Source organism: Arthrobacter sp. MDT2-34-1 (genome assembly GCF_059091365.1).
The window spans coordinates 2,086,503-2,106,823 of record NZ_JBNHGO010000001.1; the positions used below are offsets into that span (position 1 = coordinate 2,086,503).

Consider the following 20,321-nt stretch of genomic DNA (forward strand, 5'->3'; position numbering starts at 1 on the left):
CCCCCTTTGGCCGTAGTTCACGCGACACCGGGTCTCCGTTTGATATGCGGGCACTGGCCGGAGAACAATGAGCAGTGCCATACAAGTGTCCGCAATGGAGGAGCATGGTTGTCTAAGTCGCATTCCTTCCCTGCTCAGGGCCGAACCCTGCGCGCCTCGGCCTGACAGTCTCGCAAGCCGGCCGCACACCGCGACAAAGATGAGCGGGAACTTAGGAACGCCTGTGAACGGCCCCAGCGCGATGGGATTCATGTCCACCAAGGTTCATGTATGTCCCGTTAGCGGATGCTTCATCGAGACACTGCCGGGACATACTCACGGTTATCGGCGTAGATAATGTGATTCAGGTAGTTCAGTCGTTGGTCCGCGTGCTTTTTACAACCGAGGCTGTCAGGTTAGGCCAACCATAGATTTACCGCCTCATGTGAGAGCGGCAGTTCCGCTGCTAGCTTCGCGCGGATGACCGGTCCTTCGACCCCGCAGTCAGAAACGCTTCAGCGCTGTGTTGAACGGCAAGGCCACAAGTACACTCCCAAGCCCGTCCCCGAACGTTATGCAGGGCAATACAAACTGACCGACGCTGCAGGCTTTACCCGCGCGTGGGAGTTTATTTCATTAGCAGCCCACCATTGACGTGAATCGTCTCACCCGTTATGTAGCTGGCCTGCTTCGAGCATAAGAAGCCGATGACAGAGGCTACTTCTGACGGCTCGCCTCGGCGGCCGAGCGGAATCGGGGGCTCTCCGGCGGCACCGGCAGCGGTATCTCCCATTGACGTGGCGATGATTCCGGGGGCCACGGCATTGACCCGAGTCCGGGGTGAGAGTTCGCGCGCGATCGACCGCGTCAGGCTTTCGACTGCACCCTTGGAAGCGGAATAGGACGACACTCCGGCGTTGCTCCGGCTACCGGCCATGGAGCTGAGATTCACGACGGCGCTGCCCTCGCCCAGGTGCGGAATGCAGGCCTGAAGCGTATTGACGACGCCCATCACATTGACTTCCATGATCTGCCGCCATTGCTTCAGGTCCGCTCCGTCCAAGGGACCGTGGCCGAATATGCCTGCCGAAGGCACCACGAAGTCGATGGTTCCAAAGCTGGATGCGCATTGCTCTACCGCCCTTACGCAGGCTTCGGCCGAGGTGACGTCGGCCGAAGCAAAACCAGCCGTGCGTTGGCCAGGGTCTAGCGAAGTCGCTACTTCCTTGGCCGCTTCTGCGTCGTAGTCGATTACAAACACGTTGCTTCCCCGGCTATGGAAATATTCGGCTGTGCTCCTGCCGATGCCGCCGAAACCTCCGGTTACAAGCAGGGTCCGCCCCTTGAAATCATCCAACTTCTTCCTCCACTTCTGTGAGCGCCGCCTCGATCCGGCGGCAGGTATTGTCTAGTTCCCGCAGAAAATAGACATGAGACTCCGGGTCATGCCTGAAGGTCGGAATCGCGACGCTGACGGCCATGACCGTCTCCGCCTGGACCAGGAGCCCTCTACTTATTGCCGTGATGCCTGGTTGTGTTTCATCCTTGTTGACGGCGAATCTCTGGCTCCGGATGACTGGCAGTTCAGCCTTGAACCGGGAATATGCTGGGTCGGCCTCTGCCAGGACAGCTACCTGTTCCAGCACTGCTTCTGAGGCAGGATGAGCGAGGATTGCCCGGCCGCCTGCTGAACTGAAAAGCGGCAGCACATGGCCGGTACGGTCGCCCACTCGGTTCCCTCGCCGAGCCTCGACGCAGAGAACAAACCGGATTTCGTCGTGTTCCAGCGCTTGGAGATTGACCGTCTCATTGGTCCGTTCCGCCAGCTGTTCGAGGAACGGCTGGGATGCGTCCTTGACCTTTGCATACAGGTCATGGCGAAGACTCGGCCGCTGCAGTACGCGCCCCACCGAATAAGCATGGTCGGAGTTTTTTTGGGCGTATCCTCTCCCCACCAACGTCGTCAGCAAGCGATGGGCTGTGGACGGGGCCACACCCAGAAAATTTGCCGCATCGGTAACCCGCACCCGGTCCTGGCTCAGCAACAGCTTGGCCAGCCGGAGCGCATTACGAACCGAAGTGTTCTCTGTTCCCACCGGATTACTGTATGTCAGGCCCCCACACTCTCCCGGTGATCGGACGGGCGTTCGGCAGGCCGGGCAGCAGCGAACCGGTAACCGGTCAAAGGCGCGTAACGTGTGAGGAGTCGGTAGGCATAGGTGTGCGACGGCCAGTTGTTGGTGATCTTGCCGCTTTCCGTCTTATACCAAGCGGTGCAGCCAGACGCCCAAGCGGTCTTGTCCAGCTTTTGCTGCGCCCAAATCTCAAACTTTTCCGCAGCCGTTTGCTTGACCTCTACCTCGGCTGCGCCCAGTACCCTCCTGGCTTTTAGGAGTCGGACGATGTGACTTGCCTGTGATTCAAGCATATACACCACTGAGTTGAACCCCAGGTTTGTATTAGGCCCGTACATGATGGACATATTTGGGAACTCCGGGACAGAGATGCCCAAGTACGCGCTGGCGCCCTTGTCCCAGACCGAGTGCAGGGACCGGCCGCCGCGGCCGGTGATGTGGATTGAGCCAAGGAACTCCGTGGCCTTGAACCCAGTGCAGAAGACGATCACGTCTGCCTCGTGCTCAATTCCGTCCGCGGTCATGACACCCGATTCCGACACCCGGACAATCTTGTCGCTGACCAAATCGACATTCGCGCGGTTGAACGTCTGCAAATAATGATTTGAGATCAAAATCCTCTTGCACCCGAGCTTATAGTCGGGAATCATACGCGAACGCAACGTGTCATCTTGAACGGATTGTTCGAAGTACTGCCGCGACGCTTCGGTCATCTTCGCGTTGGCTTCGTCGTCGGTCATGACGGCAATGCGGCGCTCACGCTGGGTGTACAACCAGCCCCGAATGAGCTTTCGGCCTGCCTTGGACTTTTCGAGCCGGTCATACAACGGGTTTCGGGGACGTACCGGCTTGGGAATGATCCAATTGGCCGAACGTTGAAAAACCTTCAGATCCCCAACCGAATCTGCGATGGCGGGAGCCAGCTGAATAACTGTTGCACCGTTGCCGACAATGGCAACCTTTCTACCAGTCAAGTCCACAGAATCGTCCCAGCGCGCCGAATGGAAGTACGTGCCACTGAAACCTTCAAGGCCGTCAATCGCTGGAATGTGGGGCTCACTGAGTTGGCCGACGGCGAAAACTACATGCTCGTACTCAAGCTGTTCACCGGTGCCCGTGGTGAGCGTCCACGCGGACGCTTCCTCATCAAAGGCCGCTTTAATGACTGAAGTGTCGTAGCGGATGTGGCGGTCAATACCGAGCGCCTGGCAGGACTCGTTGATGTAGTTGTGGATATCTGCCTGTGTACCAAAGAAATCCCGCCAGTCCTTCTTGTCGTAGAACGAAAAGGAATAGAGCAGCGAAGGGACGTCGCACGCCGCCCCGGGGTACTTATTGTCACGCCAGGTGCCACCGGGGCTAGAGGCCCGCTCCAAGACATCAAAGTCGTGGATACCGGCCTGTTGCAGATAGTGGGCCATGGCCACCCCTGCAAACCCGGCACCAATAATCGCTACCTGGCGCCGGGGATAACCCGGGGCTTTCGAAGGCGACATTTTCGTGCTCCTTAGTAGTCTGGTGATCGCTCGGATCGGAAAATTTAGTAGAAAATGCTGATTGTTCGCGGTGCGATGAAGCTGTTTGGCGCGCCGTACGTCTGGGCGTACTGGACGTCGATTGTGTTGGAGTGATGATTGACGCAGACTGACCGCAGGCGAGTGCCTGCCGCTGTGGCCGCCGCAGCATCGGGCTCGTCGGTCCATAGGGATGTCGTAAATGAACCGGCCTCCCGGCCAAGCCTCTCCAATAGGTCTGCGGCTGAACGGTACGGCACCACCGGAAGCGCGCAGCCGGTCTGGGTGTGAGTAACCAGGGGTTCATCGCCATTGGGGCAGAACAGAAGTGCGGGAGCCACAAAGTAACCGGGCAAATCCGTGCCCGGCATGCCGCCCGCCACCATCCGGCCACCGTAGCGCAAAGTTTCCTCAACCAGACCGTTAACCCGGTCAAGCGCCTTGAGGGAATGCAGTGGGCCGACAGTGACCTCGGGATGGAGCCCGTGGCCAACGACATGGTCCTCACAGAATGAGCTGGCTGCCTGGAGAAACTCATCCAGCCGGGATTCCGGTACGTAGACCCGCCTAACTGAGTAATCGGCCTGCCCCGAGTTCCGAAAGGCCGAAGCACTTATTCCGGCGGCGGCAGCGAAGATATCGGCATCTGGCATAACCACGGCTGCGTCGTTGCTACTGATCTGGAACTGAACCTTTTCCACCGCTGCGCCCAGGCTCCGTGCCACGGCTCCTGCGGTGCGTACGGACCCGCCGATAGACACTCGTCGCACCAGGCTATGGCCCAGCAGGACTTCACCCACAGTCCGGTCACCAGTCACCACTTGAAACACGTCTGCAGGCAGGATGTCAGCGAATAACTCTGCCACTCTGCGAGTCGTCAGGGGCGTGGAGAGCGCTGGCTTGGCGATGACGACGTTTCCCCCAAGCAGCGCCGGCGCCATCCGGGACGCCAGCGACAGCAGAGGAAAGTTCGATGGGCAAATTGCTGCGACCACCCCGAACGGCTCAAGTGAGCGTCGGACGACCTGATTTCCACCTCTTGCCGATCTAACAACGGGAACTTCCGGAGCGTTGCTGCCGGAAAGCATCTCTGCCGCGTTGAGCACCTCTGCCAGCGCCATGGGCAGGGGTTTACCCTGCTCGCGGGTCAGCAAATCACTCAACGGCACCGCCCCGCTACGCAATTCCTCTGCAGCTAGGTTCAGGAGCCTCGCCCGTTCTTCGCCAGGAGTTTTGCTCCATTGTTCAAAGGCCGAGGAACCCCGAGCGACGGTGTTTTCCACCGCCTCAGGGGCATCAAAGGTGATGGCGTCAATCTCCTGCAGAGTCGCGGGATCGGAGACAACGGCTAGTTGTGCAATATTCATGCGCTCACAAGAGACCTGAGCTCATTGAAGATGAGGTCGGCATCAGATGTCTGTCCGCGCATCCACATCAGGCCATGTACCTGGCCAGGGAGGTTAACCGCGCCTGCGAGCCGCCCAGCCTGCGCGAGACGTTCAGCCAGAGCCTGTCCCTCATCACGGAGGGGATCTAGGTCGACAGTGATGACCGTGGTCATCGGCAGGCTCTCCAGGGGCGATTGAGGCGAGGCAGCGTCCAAAGCCGACTTACGGGCCGCCGGATTGGGCTCGTACAGATTCCAGAACATCTCCATACGGTTGGCTGTAAGCGTGCCCCCGTCGGAATTGGTCCGGTAGCTGTCATGCTGGTGAGGAGGATCTACCACCGGGTAAACCAGTGCCATGGAATCTACGGCCACCCGCTCATCCGGATTAATGCTCAGCACCCCGCAGAGAGCGAGATATCCGCCTGCGCTGTCGCCAACGATCACCAAACGCCGTGCTCCATCAACATACGCGCCGGGCTCTGCACAGATCCTGCGCAGTTGGGCGGTCACGTCCTCCTGAGCCGCAGGGCTGCGGTGCTCAGGCGCGAGCCGGTAGCTGATAGACAGCACACGGCAGCCGGTGGCCATACTCATGTATGCCGCGGTATCAGCGACGAAGTCCGCGTTGCCGTAGGCCCATCCGCCACCGTGAATGTAGATCAGAAGCGTTTCCTGGCTACCGGCCTGAGGAGTGTAGAGCCGTCCCGTCAGTTCACGATCTTCCAGTCGGAGGATGGAAACCTCGTCGATCTGGCAGCCCAGGGAGTAGGAGCCCATTAAGGCCTTCAGATTAGGCGTATTCTTCCGCAGGCCGTCGACGGTGAAGACATGTTCGGCCGGCCGATTTTCGAGTACCTTCTCTACAATCGGGCGTACTCCGGCCGCCACCTGCGGAACGAGATGAGTGTTCATGGATATCCTCGAATCTTGCTGGGACTTCGGTCTTTAGGCGCTTGCCAAGCGATAGGCAGAGAGCCCACCGTCCACCGGCAGGTCAATCCCGTTGACCCATCCCGCAGCGGGGCTCGCAGTGAACAGCGCCGCGGCTGCAACGTCCTCAGGCGTGGCCAGGCGGCCCAAAACGGCTGCGGATCCATCAATGACCCGGTCTCCGATGGTCTGGCGGAAATCAGCCAAGATGGGGGTATCCACAGGCCCTGGGCTGATTGAGTTAACTCGGATTCCATCAGGCAAGAAGTCCACAGCCAGTTGTGAACTGAGGAGAATGACACACTCCTTGGTGAAGGAGTACATCGCCGCGCCAGCGATTCCCTGTTCGGCGAGCCATACCAGCTGCGCTACCGGATCTCCAAGGATCAGAAAGTCGCGGATCAGCTCCGCCCTGTTCCGCCATCCGGAGCCTGCGAGCGAAGCGATGTTGGTGATTGACCCACCTCGCTCAATCCGCGGGCGACACAGCTCCGTCATGAGCCGACAGCCCTCAATGTTTACCATCAGTTGAGTTTCCACAGGAGCTGTACCTGGAACCCCTGCGACATTGAAGAGGCCAGAGAGCTGATCTGGTAGTTCTCGGCCAATGTGCTCACGGGCATCGGCATCGGTCAGATCGGCCTCGATGAAATCAGTCAGTTCGTCCGCCGGCGCCTGTCGGTCGATGCCCACTACCCGCGCCCCCGCCGCGACCAGCAGCCGCCCGAGGGCCTGCCCAATACCTGATGAAACGCCGGTCACGACAAAGGTCGAACCGGCCATTTCGTAGTTTTCCGAGAGGCTCAACTGGATCTCCATATTTTCGGGACATGGGTAGGCTGCGCGAAGTACATCACGCCAGTGCTCCCCAACTCTCGGACACAGGATCACTCATCATCAACAAGATTCTGCTATGTGAAACGTCAATTCGGTTTCCAGGCTCCAAAAAGATACTGTGCGTTCCATATAGAAGAAAAGATTTGAACCTTGTGAGTTGGACCCCAAGGCTTAGGTGAGTCGCCGAACCGCCTATCGGAAAAGGCCGGCCGAAATGCACAACGGGCAAACGCCCTCCTTCCAAATGGAAGGAAAACCTTCCAAAGGAGATGACATGTCCAATCGGAACCTGCGGCTCACCGCCGTCGCTGCCGCCGTCAGTGTTGCCGCTCTCACTGGCTGTTCTGGTGCCGCCTCTTCATCAGCCGCGGAAGGTGCCGACGGCTTGACGCCGGTTTCGGTGGCGATGGTTCCCGGCCAGGAAGCCGCGGTAGTCGCGCTCGGCGATAAGCAGGGTTTCTTCAAAGCAGAAGGATTGAAGCTCGAGTCCAGCTTGGTCGATGCAGGTTCTTCGATTGTCACCGGCGTTCTACAGGGCAGCTACATGATCGGGGAGGCCTCCCCTGTTCCCGTCCTGAAAGGTGTGAGTCAAGGGACTCCATTGAAGTTCGTCGCCACTGCCGCCGCAGTGAGCAAGGAAGCACCGTACAACGGTGCTGTCGTGACCGATGGTTCCATCTCAAGCATCAAGGACTTGGCCGGCAAAGTGGTCGGAGTCAATGCCCTTAAAGGAGGCATAGACATGTGCCTCCAGGCCGCCCTGATCAAGAACGGCCTCGGACCCACCGCAGCTGCCTCCCTCGAACTGCCGCCGCCGCAGGCCGCCGCCTCCATCGAGCAGGGCCAAATCGACGCTGCCGTGCTCTTCGAGCCGTTCGGCAGCGCGGCCCAGGAGGCCGGTCTAGAAAAGATCGGCGATGCCTGTGTCGAGGGTCTGCCGGAAAATTCACCTTTCGGCATCTTCTTCACGAGCGATTCAGCCAAGAACCAGAATCCCGAACTCATGGAAAAGTTCACAGCCGGTTTGAAGGAGTCTATTGACTTCGCAGAGGAAAACCCCGACTTGCTCAGGACACAGATGTCCGAGCTGACGAAGGGCGCGACCGCCCCCGAGGACATCAACCTCTATAAGAACTCCTACGAAACCCCCGACGCCGTCTGGGACGAGTTCATCGAACTGATGACTAAGTTCGAGATCCTCGAGTCGTCGGAATCGGTTCAAGGATTCTTCGAGTAATGACCGTCACCACCGCAACCGTGCAGAGTCGCCGGAAACCGGCTGGCGGCCCTCCGCGGCAACCAGAGCGCAGCGGTTCCTCACGCCGCTTCAGCTGGAGGATTCCCGTTCTCGGGGCAACAGGTGTTCTGGCCGCGCTGGCGGCCTGGGAACTATTCAGCCGCGCTGACATTCTTCCCCGCCGGTATTTCCCTCCCGCTTCGGAGGTCCTGGTAGTCGCCGCCAGCCAAATGGGCGATGGGACGTTCTGGACTTCGATGTTGCAGACAATCCAAGGATGGTTTCTCGGACTCATCATTGCTATTTCCATTGCGCTGGTTCTGGGGGTCCTATGCGGCTCCAACCGCTACGTCAACGAATTCTTCCGGCTCGGCATCGAACTGCTGCGTCCAATCCCTCCGGTGGTTCTGATCCCGTTGGCCATTCTGCTCTTTGGTGTCAACCAGCAGCTGAAAATTGTCTTGGTGGTCTACGGCGCCCTCTGGCCACTGCTGGTCCAGACCATCGCCGGGGCCAGAGCGCTGGACAAGGTGACAGCCGAAATGACCCGCTCCTATCGGCTAAGGCAAACTCAAGTTTTCGGCATTCGCCTTATGTCCGCATCCCCGTACATTGCCACCGGAATGCGGATCGCCGCGACCATCGCCCTCGTCGTCACGATCGTCGCCGAAATGGTCGGCGGCGCCCCAGGGCTGGGCCGAGACATTCTCCAGGCCCAGGCGAACAACAACCAGACCTTAATGTACGCACTCATTCTCATAGCGGGAATCCTCGGCGTCGCCGTCAACTTCGTTTTTCAGAAGCTGGAAGCAAAGCTTCTCTTCTGGCACCCGACACATCGCGGGAGAGAGAAATAGCCGTGAAGAAAATTGCTTGGACCGGTTGGCAGCTCCTTCTGCCCGTGGCAGCAGTTATCGCCTGGGCCGCGTGGACCTCGTCAAGCCCGAACATGTTCTTCCCAACCCCGGCACGCATCTGGGAGGCCTTTCTGGAGGCCTTCCTTGGTGCTGGCCTCCAGACACACATCCTTCCAAGCCTGTCCAACTTGGCAGTGGGATATGTCCTGGGGGTGGTAGCCGGCGTAGTACTTGGTGTGGCTTTGGGGATGTCCTCTACCATCGACGCACTGCTGCAACCGCTGCTGGACTTTGGCAGGGCGATGCCCCCGCCTGCCCTGCTGCCTTTCGCCATCCTCCTGCTCGGCGTCGGGCCGGAGATGAAAATGGGCGTAATTGCCTTCGGCGTGCTTTTCCCCGTGCTGCTGAACACCATCGACGGGATCCGGGGGCTGGATGTGACCATGCGGGAAATGACCGAAGTCTACCGCTTTCCTAAACACATGAAGCTTTTCAAAGTCTGGCTGCCGGCTGCCAGTCCCCAAATTATGGCAGGCTGCCGAACCAGTCTTAGCCTCGGGGTCCTGCTCATGGTCGTCAGCGAGATGGTGGCTTCCACTCAGGGGATCGGATTCTTCACTCTCCAATCCCAACGGACTTTCGCTATCCCGGAGATGTGGGCTGGGATGCTCCTGCTGGCCATTATCGGCGTGCTCCTGACAGCGGTCTTTGCCGCCTTGGAATCCCGAATCCTCCACTGGCACATCAAGTCCACAGCCGCATAACCACAGCTCATCTAGGAAAGATTAGGGAACAGCGACCATGACATCAGAAAAGGTCGTGCTGGACATCCAGCATGTTAAGAAGGTCTATGGGAAAGGCAACGACTCCTTCACCGCCGTCGAGGACGCCACCTTCCAAGTACGACACGGACAGTTCACCTGTGTTGTCGGACCCTCAGGTGCAGGCAAAACCACCCTGCTTAAGTGCATCGCCGGACTACTGACGCCCACATCAGGCAAGGTGCTGGTGGATGGCGTTCAGGTGGTCTCGCCTCCGCCAACGCTCGCTATGGTCTTCCAGGACTACCACCGCTCGCTCCTGCCATGGATGAAGATCGACGCCAACGTTGCCCAGCCTCTCCTCGCTCGCGGCATGTCCAAAAGGGAGGCGCTCAAGACCGCACACGACACACTGGAGGCAGTGGGCCTGGGCGCCGCGTTCAAGAAGTACCCTTGGCAGCTCTCCGGTGGAATGCAACAGCGCGTAGCCATTGCCCGAGGACTGGCGTACAAACCGGATGTGCTGCTGATGGACGAACCGTTCGCGGCAGTGGACGCGCAAACCCGGATGGAGCTCGAGGACCTCGTCCTGAGACTGCGGGACCAGTTTGACGTGACCGTACTGCTAGTAACCCACGACATCGATGAAGCCGTCTATCTGGCCGACCAGGTAGTAGTGCTATCAAAGTCCCCGACGGTCATCCTAGACATCGTCGAAGTGCCGTTTGGCAACGTCAGGAACCAAATCGAAACCAAGGACGACCACCGTTTCGCAGAGCTCCGGGGCCGAGTCCTGGGCATGATCTCCCACTGAAGCACGACGCAAGGACAATCAGATGATGACCTATCAGGCAATGGATCCGGCGCTGCTGGAATCAATCGGGGACGTTCGCAACTTTACTGAGGCGGAAGTCAACCAGGCAGTTTCGGTGGCACGTGAAGCCCAAGCAGGTTGGGCGGCGGATTTGCCGGGGCGTCGGGAAGCAGTGCTGGAAATCAGCCGTCGGATCCGTGCACGCAGCGACTATTTCGCCGGCTTGGTCAGCCGGGAACAGGGCAAGAACCTCGCCCTGGCCCGAGTCGAGGTGGGCATGACCGCAGACCTATTCGAGTATTACTCTTCGCTCGACTGGGGCGACCAGCAGTTGCCGGACCGCGACGGCCGTTCGGTGAGTGTGCAGCTAAGACCCTACGGTGTTGTCGCTGCTATCACCCCCTGGAACTATCCGCTCTCGCTGCTGGCGCCCAAGGTCGCTCCGGCCCTCGTTGCCGGTAATGCGGTGATTGCTAAACCCGCGTCGTCGACGGCGCTCTGCACTGTTGCCCTGGTCGACCTGATGAACGAGGTGCTTCCGGCTGGCGTCATGCAGTGCGTCACCTCCAACACCGGAGCTGGCCACGCCCTCAGCTATCACCCCGGTGTCGCGAAGGTTTCCTTTACTGGGTCCGGTCCGGCCGGGCAGCAGATCATGCGCCGCGGGGCTGACACCCTGAAGCGGCTGACCTTGGAACTGGGCGGCAACGACCCTGCGCTGGTCACTGAAGACGTGAATATTCCGGTCGCCGCCGAACGCATCGTCCGCTCGGCGTTCCGGAATGCGGGCCAGACATGCATCGCCGTCAAGCGCGTCTTCGTCCCGCGCAGCATTGCTCGGGAGGTGGTCGACGCCATGGCCTCGGTCGTGCAGCAAATGCAGGTTGGGCACGGCATCGAGGAAGGCACGGACATGGGTCCGCTGCACACCGCCGGCCAGCGGGACTTCGTCGGCGGCCTGCTGGAGGAAGCCGTCCGCTCCGGCGCCCGGGTCGCCTGCGGCGGCGGCAAGGGCAGCGAGCTGCCCGGCTACTTCATGGAACCGACCATTGTGACCGACATCGACCCGCAGGCGCGTCTGGTGGCCGAGGAGCAGTTCGGCCCGGTGCTTCCGGTAGTTGCCTACGATTCCCTCGATGAAGCCGTCATGCTCGCCAACGAAGGTCCGTTCGGGCTCGGTTCATCCGTCTGGAGCAACGACTTAGGCCTCGCCCGCCGCTTGGCCGAGCGGATTGAGGCAGGAACTGTCTGGGTAAACCAGCACACCGTCAATGAGCTCGACGCCCCCTTCGGCGGCTGGAAGCAAAGCGGCCTGGGCCGGGAACGCGGTGTCTGGGGCCTGAACGAATACCTGCAGACCCGTACCTTGAATGTGACTGCGCTGTGAACGCGACAGGCAGAGAGGGTAATCGAGTAGTAGTTGTCAGCGGCGGTGCCTCCGGCATCGGGCGGGCGTGTGTAGAGCGTTTTGCCCGCGAGCCGGACTGCACCGTCTATGCCGCGGATCTCCAGGCCCCGAAGTCGGCGCTGGACGGAGCCGGCAATATTCGTGCATTAGATCTGGACGTCACCGATGTCGCCGGTATGGAGGCCGCCTTCGCTGGCATCTCAGCCGAACATGGCGGGATCGACGGTTTTGTGCATTGCGCAGGGATCAAAGGTGAACGCACGTCAGTAGTGGAGTACCCGCTGGAGCGGTGGAACAGCGTCATCCATACAAACCTCTCCGGCACCTTCTTCGCAATGCGCGCAATGATTCCGCACCTGGTCAGGACACAGGGAGCCGCCGTGATGCTGGCGTCCACCCTCGGCTTGGTTGGTGCCCGGCATTCTTCCGCCTACGTGGCCGCCAAGCACGGCGTAGTCGGCCTGACTAAGGCCGCTGCCCTGGACTACGCTGACCACGGGGTACGCATAAACGCCATCGCCCCTGGGCACATCAATACGCCGTTCCTGCAGATTGCCTCGGGAACCGATTCCCTCGACGGTGTCTTGGCCAAGCACCCGATGGGACGTCTGGGCACCCCCGGTGAAATCGCAGAACTGGCGTACTTCCTCATCTCGCCAGCGGCCTCATTTACCACCGGCAGCGTGTTCAGCGCCGATGGCGGCTACACCAGCCAGTGAACCGTCCCATGGCCGCCACCCAAGACGTCGGTACCCGCTCGGCAAGCGGCGCCGCCTACCCGTTGCAGTCAGTGGACCGCGCTCTGGCGATCCCCATCTTGCTCCAGCAGGAGGGACAGATGAGCTTGGCTGAGATCGCTTCGCGCCTAGCCGTTCCGAAAAGCAGCACCCTGCGGCTACTCAGGCAGCTGGTCGAAGAAGGGTTCGTCGAACGTGGGGGCAACAAGCAGTACGTGGCTGGTCAACTGCTGCGCGAACTGGCACTGACCGGTGCCTCGACCCGTGAACTGGTGCGTCTGGCGGCTCCGGCCATGCAAGACACCGTGAACCATTGCGGTGCAACGGTGCACCTGCAGGTGGCCAGCATTCCGTTCGTCCGGGTGGTGCAGTCGGTCCTCTCCGGGCGGGAGATGGCCGAAGGCAGCCTGCAGGGGCGCGAACTGCCCATGGCTGGCACCGCTGGCGGTATGGCGGTGCTGGCTCAGATGGACCAGGACTACCTGGACCGCGTACTGACCGATCCTAGAACGCCGCCGGTCCCGCCCGGCAAGACACGTCTGGCCCTAGACCAGATCCGCCTCCAGGGCTACGCGCATGAACCCCGGACCCGTAACGTCTTCGACCTGGCTCTGCCGATCCGGGATGCGGTGGGGATGGTGTTCGGGGCATTGTCCCTGCGCGGCCTTGCTACCCGGGAGGGCGCCACTTTGCAGGCCTGCATCCGCAGGCTGGCTAGGGGGCGCGACCGGATCGAAGACATCTTAAAGAACAACCGCTGGGAATACCACCAGTCACCCGGGTCATCTGAACCCACTACCTGACGAAGGACTGAGTAAGCATGAAGGTCATACTCCTGGGCACTAACGGCGGCCCGCGCCCCAACCCGAATCGTGCCGCGCCAGCCAACGCCGTCGTCGTCGGCGGCCGCATCTACATCGTGGACTGCGGTGACGGCGCCGCCCGGCAGTTGGCCTTGTCCGGGCACCACGCGAAAGATATCCATGCGTTGTTCATCAGCCACCACCACATCGACCACACCGCCAGTCTGGGCTCGCTTCCGGTGCTGGCCTGGACGGATGGACTCAGCCGCGGGATCAAGGTTTTCGGCCCCGCCCCCACTCAGGAGATCATTGACCTCAGCTTCCAGGTGTTCGCCACGGAGATCGAGGCACGTATTGCCACCACCGGCCGCAAGGACATTCGCCGGATGGTCGAGGCGACAGACCTCGTCGAGGTGCCGGGGATCTTCGACGTTTACGAGGACGACCGGGTTAGGGTCACCGCCACGGCGGTGGACCACAAGCCCATGGCTGCGCTGGCCTTCCGCTTCGACAGCGACGAGGGCAGCGCAGTGTTCTCGGGTGATACCACCTATTCAGAGTCACTGGTTGCTCTGGCTCAAGACTGCGACGTGCTGGTCCATGAAGCCATCTATCCGGAAAAGCTGCACACGATGGCCAACGGTAACGCGCCCCAGTTCGTGGACCATATGCTAAGCAGCCACACCACCGCTGCGGAGACGGGGCTGGTGGCTCTGCGTTCCGGGACCCGCCACTTGGTCCTGTCGCACCTGGCGCCGGGCGCCGCCGATGTCACCGACCAGATGTGGGCCAGCGAAGTGCGCCGCGATTACCAGGGCAGGCTCACCGTCGGCCAGGATCTCATGGAGTTCGACTTGGTTGCCGACAGGCAGCGCCTCACCCACAAGGGGCACTAGCTTGATTTAGCCGATTATGGCTACGGCTCCCCCCTTCCGACATTCCGGAACAGGCGGGGGAAGGGGAAGCCGCAGCCTTCCTGTCCCATTAGCCCGTCCCCCAGCGCACCACTTATGGGCCGCTTCCTTGCCGGCAAAAATCCCATACAGGTACTGACTTCTTGGAATCGCGTATATCCAGCCCACAAAAAAGCCCGGCGAAGGTAGCCTGAACGCTACAGTGGGCGGATATCCGCACACATCATCTATTACGCGTGATGTGTGCGCCGCCTTCAGACACCGGACTTATTTGTTGCCTTAATCCCGTGGAATCTTCTCAAGTTGGGCGCGTCTATGGGATCGAGCCACCTTAAGGCGTCCGTTGGCACTGTTCCGTGAGGGACCTTCACCGGACGTGTTCTAGCCTCGAGCAACCACGGAACCGGTCTCAAACCTTCCGCCCGAGCCAGCCGATAGACACCCCTCCGCAGTGTCGGTCCCGTAACTGTCGTCTGATAGGTTTCTCAAAAAATCGCGGAAGCTCACAAAGAAATTACGAAACTTGGCCCGAGTCTCCCTGTCCAAGTCGTCGCGCTGCGTCATCGAGCGCAGCGAGTCCCATTTGTTGGACAAAGAAAATCATAAGCAAGGCTACCAACTATCCGCGGCAGGATTGCTCCAAGCGCGCCTTCTAGCTGACGTATGGTCGATATGGCCACCGCATATCGGCCAAGACGAAGTACACATAATCTCCTGCCCGCGCGTCTGCTGGGGAAGTATCACGTTCCTAGGCCATTATGGGTTCTTGGGCGCTACGAAGCGCATGAGATTGGGAGAGTAATGATTCAGGTCATCGAGAAGATTGATCGCGTAGGAGTGCTGAATGGTTTCGATGGCTCAGAGCATCCTCTCACCAGACTGTCACTGATTTACGCAGGAAATGGGAGGGGCAAATCTACGCTCGCTGCTGTACTCGCGGCCGCTGGTTCTGGCGATGCTGATTCTCTTAGTGAGCGTCAGTCCCTGGGTACGTCCGGTCCTGCACATGTCAGATTACAACCTTTTGGAGCATCTAAGCGAGTGCTGAACAGTGGGTCGTGGACGGGTGGCCCCCTCCGAACTCGTGTATTTGATACTCAGTTTGTGGATCAGAATGTCCATACTGGTGGGGAAGTCGGCCCCTCACACCGGCAAGGCCTACTCGCCATAGCCATCGGAGCCACGGCAGTCAATCAGCAAGAGAAGCTAGAAGCCGCTCAGGAACTGGTGGCTGCGGCAAAAGCCGAGAAAACGCGTATTGAGGCCGAAGTCCTCGCAATGGCCCATGCAGTGGATCGGACCTGCTCATTCTCGACGTTCCAACAGCTACGAGTCCCTGAGGAGGCTGACTCGCTAGTGAGCCAGGCTGAAACCTCACTTAATGACGGTAAAAATGTATCCGGAATCTTTGCCCTGCCACTGCCGGCCGAGTTGAAACCCATCAATCTAGACCTTTCTGGCTTATTCGAGGCGCTGGGCGAGGCATTGTCTGACCTCCATGGTGAGGCCCGGCTTCGGGTGGCGGAACATATCAGTCACCTAGGAGCGGAGTCCTCGGAGAGCGGAGTCGAAGCGTGGTTGAGCGCGGGAGTTGACCATGCTCTTGAAGATGAATGTCCGTTCTGCGGGCAGAGCACGAAGGGCATCGATCTTGTCGACATGTACGCCGAGTTCTTTGACTCCGCATACGACGATCTTCGCGGCCGGCTCGATCGGTTGAAAGATCGTCTTGGGAACGCAGCACGAGAGCTTCTTCAGACCCGTTTGACCAACGAATATGAGCGTGCCGCTACGTTCATGGCCGCGTGGAAAACCCATGTGGACGTGCCTGAACTGCCCAAGTTGACGCCCGTCACGGAGAAACTGAAAGATTTCGGCAAGGTCTTTGATTCTCTACTCGCTCAGAAGATGAATCGTTTTGGGAATTCTGTCGATGCAGGACCTGATCGCTATGCTCTTGAAGAATCCACGCTCGCCCTTACTGTTCTGGTTGAGGAAGTGAACGTGACCATTCGGAAAGCAGTCAGTGACATCGACGCCTACAAAAACTCACTATCGGTGTCGAGTGTGCCTGAGCTCGGAACAAAGCTTGTCGCAGCCCGGTTGGCACAGTTAAGAGGAAAAACTGAAGTACAGGACCTTTTTGCTGCATGGACAGAAGCGAAAACTGAGATAACAAATAAAGAGGCAGAGGCAGCCGCAGCTAGGACCGCCAGCAAAGCCGCCATGAATGCGACGCTTGCCGCTTTTGAGGATACCATCAATGCTCACCTGAAAAAGATGGAAGCTCAATTTCGTATTGAAAAAGTCCTCCCCACATATACGGGTGGAACAAGTCGGGCAAACTATGGCTTAAGGCTGCGGGAAACGTCGATTAGCATTACCGGCGGAAAACCGCCCTTCCGCATTGCGCTCAGCGAGGGAGATAAGAGAGCCCTTGCATTTGCTTTCTTCTGCGCAACAGTGCTGACAGAGCAGGACCTGCGTGGGCAGGTCATTGTCGTCGACGACCCCGTCACCAGCTTGGATAAGCATCGCCGAACGCACACGACCAACACGCTCAACGAATTTTCCATGCGAGGCGCCCAGGTGATTATTTTGGCTCATGACGCGACCTATCTCCGTGAAGTCCGTGAGAAGTTTGGGCGGAAACAAGTTGATAATCATGGTGATCTGCGGCCACCCACTGAGCTGAAACTTTACCGCAACGGTAGTGGGGATACGTCTCTCGACAAGCACGACCTTGATCGAGAATGCGAGAGCAAGTACTTCCGTAACCACCGCCGAATTCGGGCATTCGTGGCGGATGAAGCAATAGACGGCGCTTTGATCAGTCACACTGCCGCGGGCGAAGCCATTCGGCCGTTGGTCGAATCCTACCTTCACCGGCGATTCCCTGGGCGCATACCTCAAGAGAACAAGACCCTGGGCTCAGTCATTGTTCTTATCAACTCTGCAACGCAGGGCGACGTTCTTTCTTATGCAAAGGGCCTTGTTTCGGAACTGACGGAAATCAACGAGTTCGGCATGCGCTACCACCACGACACAGAGTCGGACATAGATTTGCCGGAACCCGACGCCGACGAGGTCAAGGCTTTCGCTCAGCGCGCCCTGAGGGTTGTGTTAGGGGACCCCTCACTGTAGTCGCAGAGCCGCTTCTGTGTCCGGTAACGGTTCCGCCTACTGGACACCCGGTATGGACATGCTGAAACGGCCCTCGCAGAATGGCATGAAACAAGAACGCACATGTTTCTGGAGTCGCGGGCGCCTCCGTGTCACGGTTGCGATGGCAAGATCCATGCAGCAAAAAGTCTCACCGAATACTCTGCACGCCAAAACAACGACAGTCCTACCCTGCCCAAGAACGCATAAGGAAACACCGATAACAGCGCATATGTTCGTTGGGGTGACCGCACAGTGGCATTCCACCGCGCGCACGAAGAGCCGACTCTTGCGCGGCGGAACGGGGCCGCAGCCACAAGTGTGATGCAATTCAGCGGTAAGACTGCACAGGGATGGTTGTTATTTGGCGGGCAACTCGTCCAGGCGGCAGTGAGCTTGTCTTCCCCCAAACCCGCAGACGACGTACGGCGCGTTCGGCGGGTGACCTGGGTGTGGGCCTCAGCTGTGCGGCGGAACGATCAGGTACGGAACACAGCAGTGCGAGACAGGGCCGCACAGGCCAATGAGGGCGTTACTGAACCAACGAGCGAAAGCGGTGCTGCGGGGGCTAATTCTCCGCCCCGGTGCGCACCTGTGCAGGCCAGGCTTCGCCGCCCGTTCACCCGGGCGTGGCGGAACAGGGACCGGTCCGTCATACAGAAGTCCTAGCTTGAGGGATTGCTTCCAACAGCAATCACCCTGGCGAAAGGAACCTGTATGTCTTCCCCTGTCTCCCGGCGTCGTCGTGCCCTGACGGGCGGCACCGCCCTGGCCTTGCTGGCACCGCTGGCGTTTTTCGGCATGCAGATCGCTGCGGCGGATCCGCCGAAGCACTCGAGCGCGGAGGGCAGCCCGTCGGCTCATGCCGCTGCCAAGGGCCGCGGGGACAAGCCCGTTGATGATGGGGTGGACCCCACGACGTACGTCGGCGGTCCCGAAGTCGTCACCGAGGGCGAGACCGGACGGGATGTCCTGGATGGTGTGGTCTTCGATGACGCCAACCGGAACTCGGTCCGGGATAAGGGCGAGAAGGGCATCGAGGGGGTGACGGTGTCCAACGGCCGCGAGGTGGTCCAGACCGATGCCAAGGGCCGCTACGAGCTGCCGGCGCAGGACAAGGACATCTTCTTCGTCACCAAGCCCGCCGGCTGGGACACCCCGGTTGATGAGAACAACGTCGCGCAGTTCTCCTACACCCACGCCCCCAAGGGCACCACGGAGCAGGAGTTGCGCTTCGGCGGCCTGGAGCCCACCGGGGAACTGCCCGCCGCGGTGAACTTTCCGCTGACCAAGAATCCCTCCTCGGCCGGCGCGGACATTCGGTGCCTGGTGCTGGCCGACCCGCAGGCCTACTCCAACCAGGAGATCTCCCATGCGCGCAACGGCGCCCTGCGCGAGGCCGCGGCCTATGATGCCGCCGACTGTGGCGCCCTGTTGCTGGGCGATATCGCCGGCGATGACCTGGGCATGTATGACCGGGCGAAGGAGGCGTTGGGCCTGATGGGCATGCCCGTGCGCGCGATCCCCGGCAACCACGACCTGGACTTTGATGCCACGGACGCCCGGTGGTCGTTCGATACCTACCGGCAGCACTGGGGACCGGAGAACTACTCCTACGATGTCGGTGAGGTGCACGTGCTGGCGCTGAACAACGTGAAATACCCGTGCACGCCCGAGGACGACAACGCCGACGGCAAGCGGCCGGCCTGCGAGGACCCGGCCGGCGCCCCGGCGTACAACGGCCGCCTCGGGGAAGATACCCTGGCCTGGATCAAGAAGGATCTGGCCACCGTGCCCAAGGACAAGCGCGTCGTGGTCGCCACGCACATCCCGCTGGTGTCCCACTCCGGCGCGGACAGTGCCCAGCACCAGACCGACGACGTGCGCACACTCTACGAACTCCTCGAAGGACGCGAGGCTTTGTCCCTGTCCGGTCATTCGCACTGGGTCGAGTCGATGGCCGAAGGTGATTCCCTCGGGGCGTGGGAGGAGGCCGTGGGAGTGAAGGCCGTGCCGTTCGACCACATCGTCGCCGGCGCCGTGTCGGGCGACTGGTACGCCGGGGACTACGACGTCGACGGCCAGCCGATGAGCTTCCAGGGCGACGGCGCGCTTCCGGGCTTCTGGACCTTCGACTTCTCCGGCACAGACTATCGGCACGCCTTCCACGCCACCGGCCGCGACGGCGACCAGATGGGCCTGGGCTTGAGCTCCCCGCACTACCGCGACTGGGCACAGACCCTGATCGACTGGCGCGACGAACACCCGGTCACATGGGAGAACAAGCACAAGGACGCGGTGCCCCCGCTCACCCTGGGAGATCTCGGGGACCAGAACATGATCACCCGAGAGGACCTTGACGGAGGCACCTACCTGACCGCCAACGTCTGGGCCGGCACCACCGACTCCACCGTCACCGTCTCGATCGACGGTGCCGAACCCGTCACCGCGGAGATCACCCAGCCCGCGGCGGGTGAAGAGGTCCGGCGCGGCGTCGAGTGGTCCGACCCGTCCGCGCTGATCCGCCAGCTCACCAGCGCCCGGATGTCCTACCAGTCGACCTCGGGGAACCCGGCGGCCCAGGGCCTGCACCTGTACAACGGCCAGGTCTACGGACCCTCCGCACCGCGCCCGGTGGAAGGCAACCTCGCCGATGGGTCCCCGCACCTGTGGCGCATCCCGCTTTCGGCCGACCTCGAGAACGGCATGCACCTGGCCGAGGTGGTCTGGACCGACCGCTACGGCAACAAACACACCGAGACCCTCGCCTTCGAGGTCGTCGACGAACGGCCACAGCAGAGCTTCCGGCTGGACACCTTCGGCGAGGACGTCGTGTGGTGATA

Annotated in this window: 16 protein-coding genes; 10 read left to right on the forward strand and 6 right to left on the reverse strand. The window is 60.4% G+C overall.

Annotation, left to right across the window (positions count from 1 at the left end; all coding sequences use genetic code 11):
• Nucleotides 1-607: 607 nt before the first annotated feature.
• From AC5RVV_RS09795 to AC5RVV_RS09820, 6 genes are read right to left on the reverse strand one after another with little or no spacing between them, the layout of a single operon-like run.
• Nucleotides 608-1,336 (reverse strand): SDR family NAD(P)-dependent oxidoreductase, encoded by a 729-nt coding sequence (locus AC5RVV_RS09795; protein WP_494001124.1) that lies wholly within the window; start codon nucleotides 1,334-1,336, stop codon nucleotides 608-610.
• Complete coding sequence (locus tag AC5RVV_RS09800; RefSeq protein ID WP_494001125.1) at nucleotides 1,329-2,075, reverse strand: IclR family transcriptional regulator; 747 nt, start codon at nucleotides 2,073-2,075, stop codon at nucleotides 1,329-1,331. The genes AC5RVV_RS09795 and AC5RVV_RS09800 overlap by 8 nt, the downstream gene beginning before the upstream one ends.
• 14 nt (nucleotides 2,076-2,089) lie before the next feature.
• On the reverse strand, nucleotides 2,090-3,610 hold the full coding sequence (locus AC5RVV_RS09805) for a flavin-containing monooxygenase (protein ID WP_494001126.1): 1,521 nt from the start codon (nucleotides 3,608-3,610) through the stop codon (nucleotides 2,090-2,092).
• Nucleotides 3,611-3,654: 44 nt separating this feature from the next.
• Nucleotides 3,655-4,995 carry an aldehyde dehydrogenase family protein gene (locus AC5RVV_RS09810; RefSeq protein WP_494001127.1) on the reverse strand — a complete coding sequence of 447 codons (1,341 nt, stop codon included), beginning with the start codon at nucleotides 4,993-4,995 and terminating at the stop codon, nucleotides 3,655-3,657.
• Nucleotides 4,992-5,930: an alpha/beta hydrolase gene (locus tag AC5RVV_RS09815; protein ID WP_494001128.1), complete on the reverse strand. Its 939-nt coding sequence runs from the start codon at nucleotides 5,928-5,930 to the stop codon at nucleotides 4,992-4,994. Before AC5RVV_RS09815 ends, AC5RVV_RS09810 begins: the two co-directional genes overlap by 4 nt.
• Nucleotides 5,931-5,963: 33 nt before the next feature.
• A complete protein-coding gene (locus AC5RVV_RS09820; RefSeq protein ID WP_494001129.1) occupies nucleotides 5,964-6,767 on the reverse strand; it encodes a coniferyl-alcohol dehydrogenase in 804 nt (267 codons plus the stop codon).
• 292 nt (nucleotides 6,768-7,059) lie between these two features.
• Between AC5RVV_RS09820 and AC5RVV_RS09825 the strand changes: the two genes are divergently transcribed.
• The 10 genes from AC5RVV_RS09825 to AC5RVV_RS09870 all read left to right on the forward strand — a co-directional run bounded on the left by AC5RVV_RS09825 (nucleotide 7,060) and on the right by AC5RVV_RS09870 (nucleotide 20,319).
• Nucleotides 7,060-8,022: an ABC transporter substrate-binding protein gene (locus AC5RVV_RS09825; protein WP_494001130.1), complete on the forward strand. Its 963-nt coding sequence runs from the start codon at nucleotides 7,060-7,062 to the stop codon at nucleotides 8,020-8,022.
• On the forward strand, nucleotides 8,022-8,879 hold the full coding sequence (locus AC5RVV_RS09830) for an ABC transporter permease (RefSeq protein WP_494001131.1): 858 nt from the start codon (nucleotides 8,022-8,024) through the stop codon (nucleotides 8,877-8,879). The genes AC5RVV_RS09825 and AC5RVV_RS09830 overlap by 1 nt, the downstream gene beginning before the upstream one ends.
• A gap of 2 nt (nucleotides 8,880-8,881) precedes the next feature.
• Nucleotides 8,882-9,643: an ABC transporter permease gene (locus tag AC5RVV_RS09835; protein WP_494001132.1), complete on the forward strand. Its 762-nt coding sequence runs from the start codon at nucleotides 8,882-8,884 to the stop codon at nucleotides 9,641-9,643.
• A 37-nt stretch (nucleotides 9,644-9,680) separates the two neighbouring features.
• Nucleotides 9,681-10,454 (forward strand): ABC transporter ATP-binding protein, encoded by a 774-nt coding sequence (locus AC5RVV_RS09840; RefSeq protein ID WP_494001133.1) that lies wholly within the window; start codon nucleotides 9,681-9,683, stop codon nucleotides 10,452-10,454.
• Nucleotides 10,455-10,476: 22 nt separating this feature from the next.
• Nucleotides 10,477-11,841: an aldehyde dehydrogenase family protein gene (locus tag AC5RVV_RS09845; RefSeq protein WP_494001134.1), complete on the forward strand. Its 1,365-nt coding sequence runs from the start codon at nucleotides 10,477-10,479 to the stop codon at nucleotides 11,839-11,841.
• Nucleotides 11,838-12,581, forward strand: a complete 744-nt coding sequence (locus AC5RVV_RS09850) for an SDR family NAD(P)-dependent oxidoreductase (RefSeq protein WP_494001135.1) — start codon at nucleotides 11,838-11,840, stop codon at nucleotides 12,579-12,581. Before AC5RVV_RS09845 ends, AC5RVV_RS09850 begins: the two co-directional genes overlap by 4 nt.
• Before the next feature lie 8 nt (nucleotides 12,582-12,589).
• Nucleotides 12,590-13,402, forward strand: a complete 813-nt coding sequence (locus tag AC5RVV_RS09855; protein ID WP_494001136.1) for an IclR family transcriptional regulator — start codon at nucleotides 12,590-12,592, stop codon at nucleotides 13,400-13,402.
• Nucleotides 13,403-13,419: 17 nt separating this feature from the next.
• Entirely contained in the window at nucleotides 13,420-14,298 is an 879-nt protein-coding gene (locus AC5RVV_RS09860) for an MBL fold metallo-hydrolase (RefSeq protein WP_494001137.1), read from the forward strand.
• A gap of 1,122 nt (nucleotides 14,299-15,420) precedes the next feature.
• Nucleotides 15,421-17,460, forward strand: a complete 2,040-nt coding sequence (locus AC5RVV_RS09865; protein ID WP_494001138.1) for an AAA family ATPase — start codon at nucleotides 15,421-15,423, stop codon at nucleotides 17,458-17,460.
• 735 nt (nucleotides 17,461-18,195) lie between these two features.
• Nucleotides 18,196-20,319 carry a calcineurin-like phosphoesterase C-terminal domain-containing protein gene (locus tag AC5RVV_RS09870; protein WP_494001139.1) on the forward strand — a complete coding sequence of 708 codons (2,124 nt, stop codon included), beginning with the start codon at nucleotides 18,196-18,198 and terminating at the stop codon, nucleotides 20,317-20,319.
• Nucleotides 20,320-20,321: the final 2 nt, after the last annotated feature.

Excerpts from the sequence above, each read along its gene's own strand:
- AC5RVV_RS09820 (WP_494001129.1), bottom strand. The coding sequence starts at position 6,767 with ATGGAGATCCAGTTGAGCCTCTCGGAAAACTACGAAATGGCCGGTTCG.
- AC5RVV_RS09815 (WP_494001128.1), bottom strand. The coding sequence starts at position 5,930 with ATGAACACTCATCTCGTTCCGCAGGTGGCGGCCGGAGTACGCCCGATT.
- AC5RVV_RS09845 (WP_494001134.1), top strand. The coding sequence starts at position 10,477 with ATGATGACCTATCAGGCAATGGATCCGGCGCTGCTGGAATCAATCGGG.
- AC5RVV_RS09855 (WP_494001136.1), top strand. The coding sequence starts at position 12,590 with ATGGCCGCCACCCAAGACGTCGGTACCCGCTCGGCAAGCGGCGCCGCC.
- AC5RVV_RS09860 (WP_494001137.1), top strand. The coding sequence starts at position 13,420 with ATGAAGGTCATACTCCTGGGCACTAACGGCGGCCCGCGCCCCAACCCG.
- AC5RVV_RS09825 (WP_494001130.1), top strand. The coding sequence starts at position 7,060 with ATGTCCAATCGGAACCTGCGGCTCACCGCCGTCGCTGCCGCCGTCAGT.
- AC5RVV_RS09830 (WP_494001131.1), top strand. The coding sequence starts at position 8,022 with ATGACCGTCACCACCGCAACCGTGCAGAGTCGCCGGAAACCGGCTGGC.
- AC5RVV_RS09870 (WP_494001139.1), top strand. The coding sequence starts at position 18,196 with ATGTCTTCCCCTGTCTCCCGGCGTCGTCGTGCCCTGACGGGCGGCACC.
- AC5RVV_RS09805 (WP_494001126.1), bottom strand. The coding sequence starts at position 3,610 with ATGTCGCCTTCGAAAGCCCCGGGTTATCCCCGGCGCCAGGTAGCGATT.
- AC5RVV_RS09840 (WP_494001133.1), top strand. The coding sequence starts at position 9,681 with ATGACATCAGAAAAGGTCGTGCTGGACATCCAGCATGTTAAGAAGGTC.
- AC5RVV_RS09810 (WP_494001127.1), bottom strand. The coding sequence starts at position 4,995 with ATGAATATTGCACAACTAGCCGTTGTCTCCGATCCCGCGACTCTGCAG.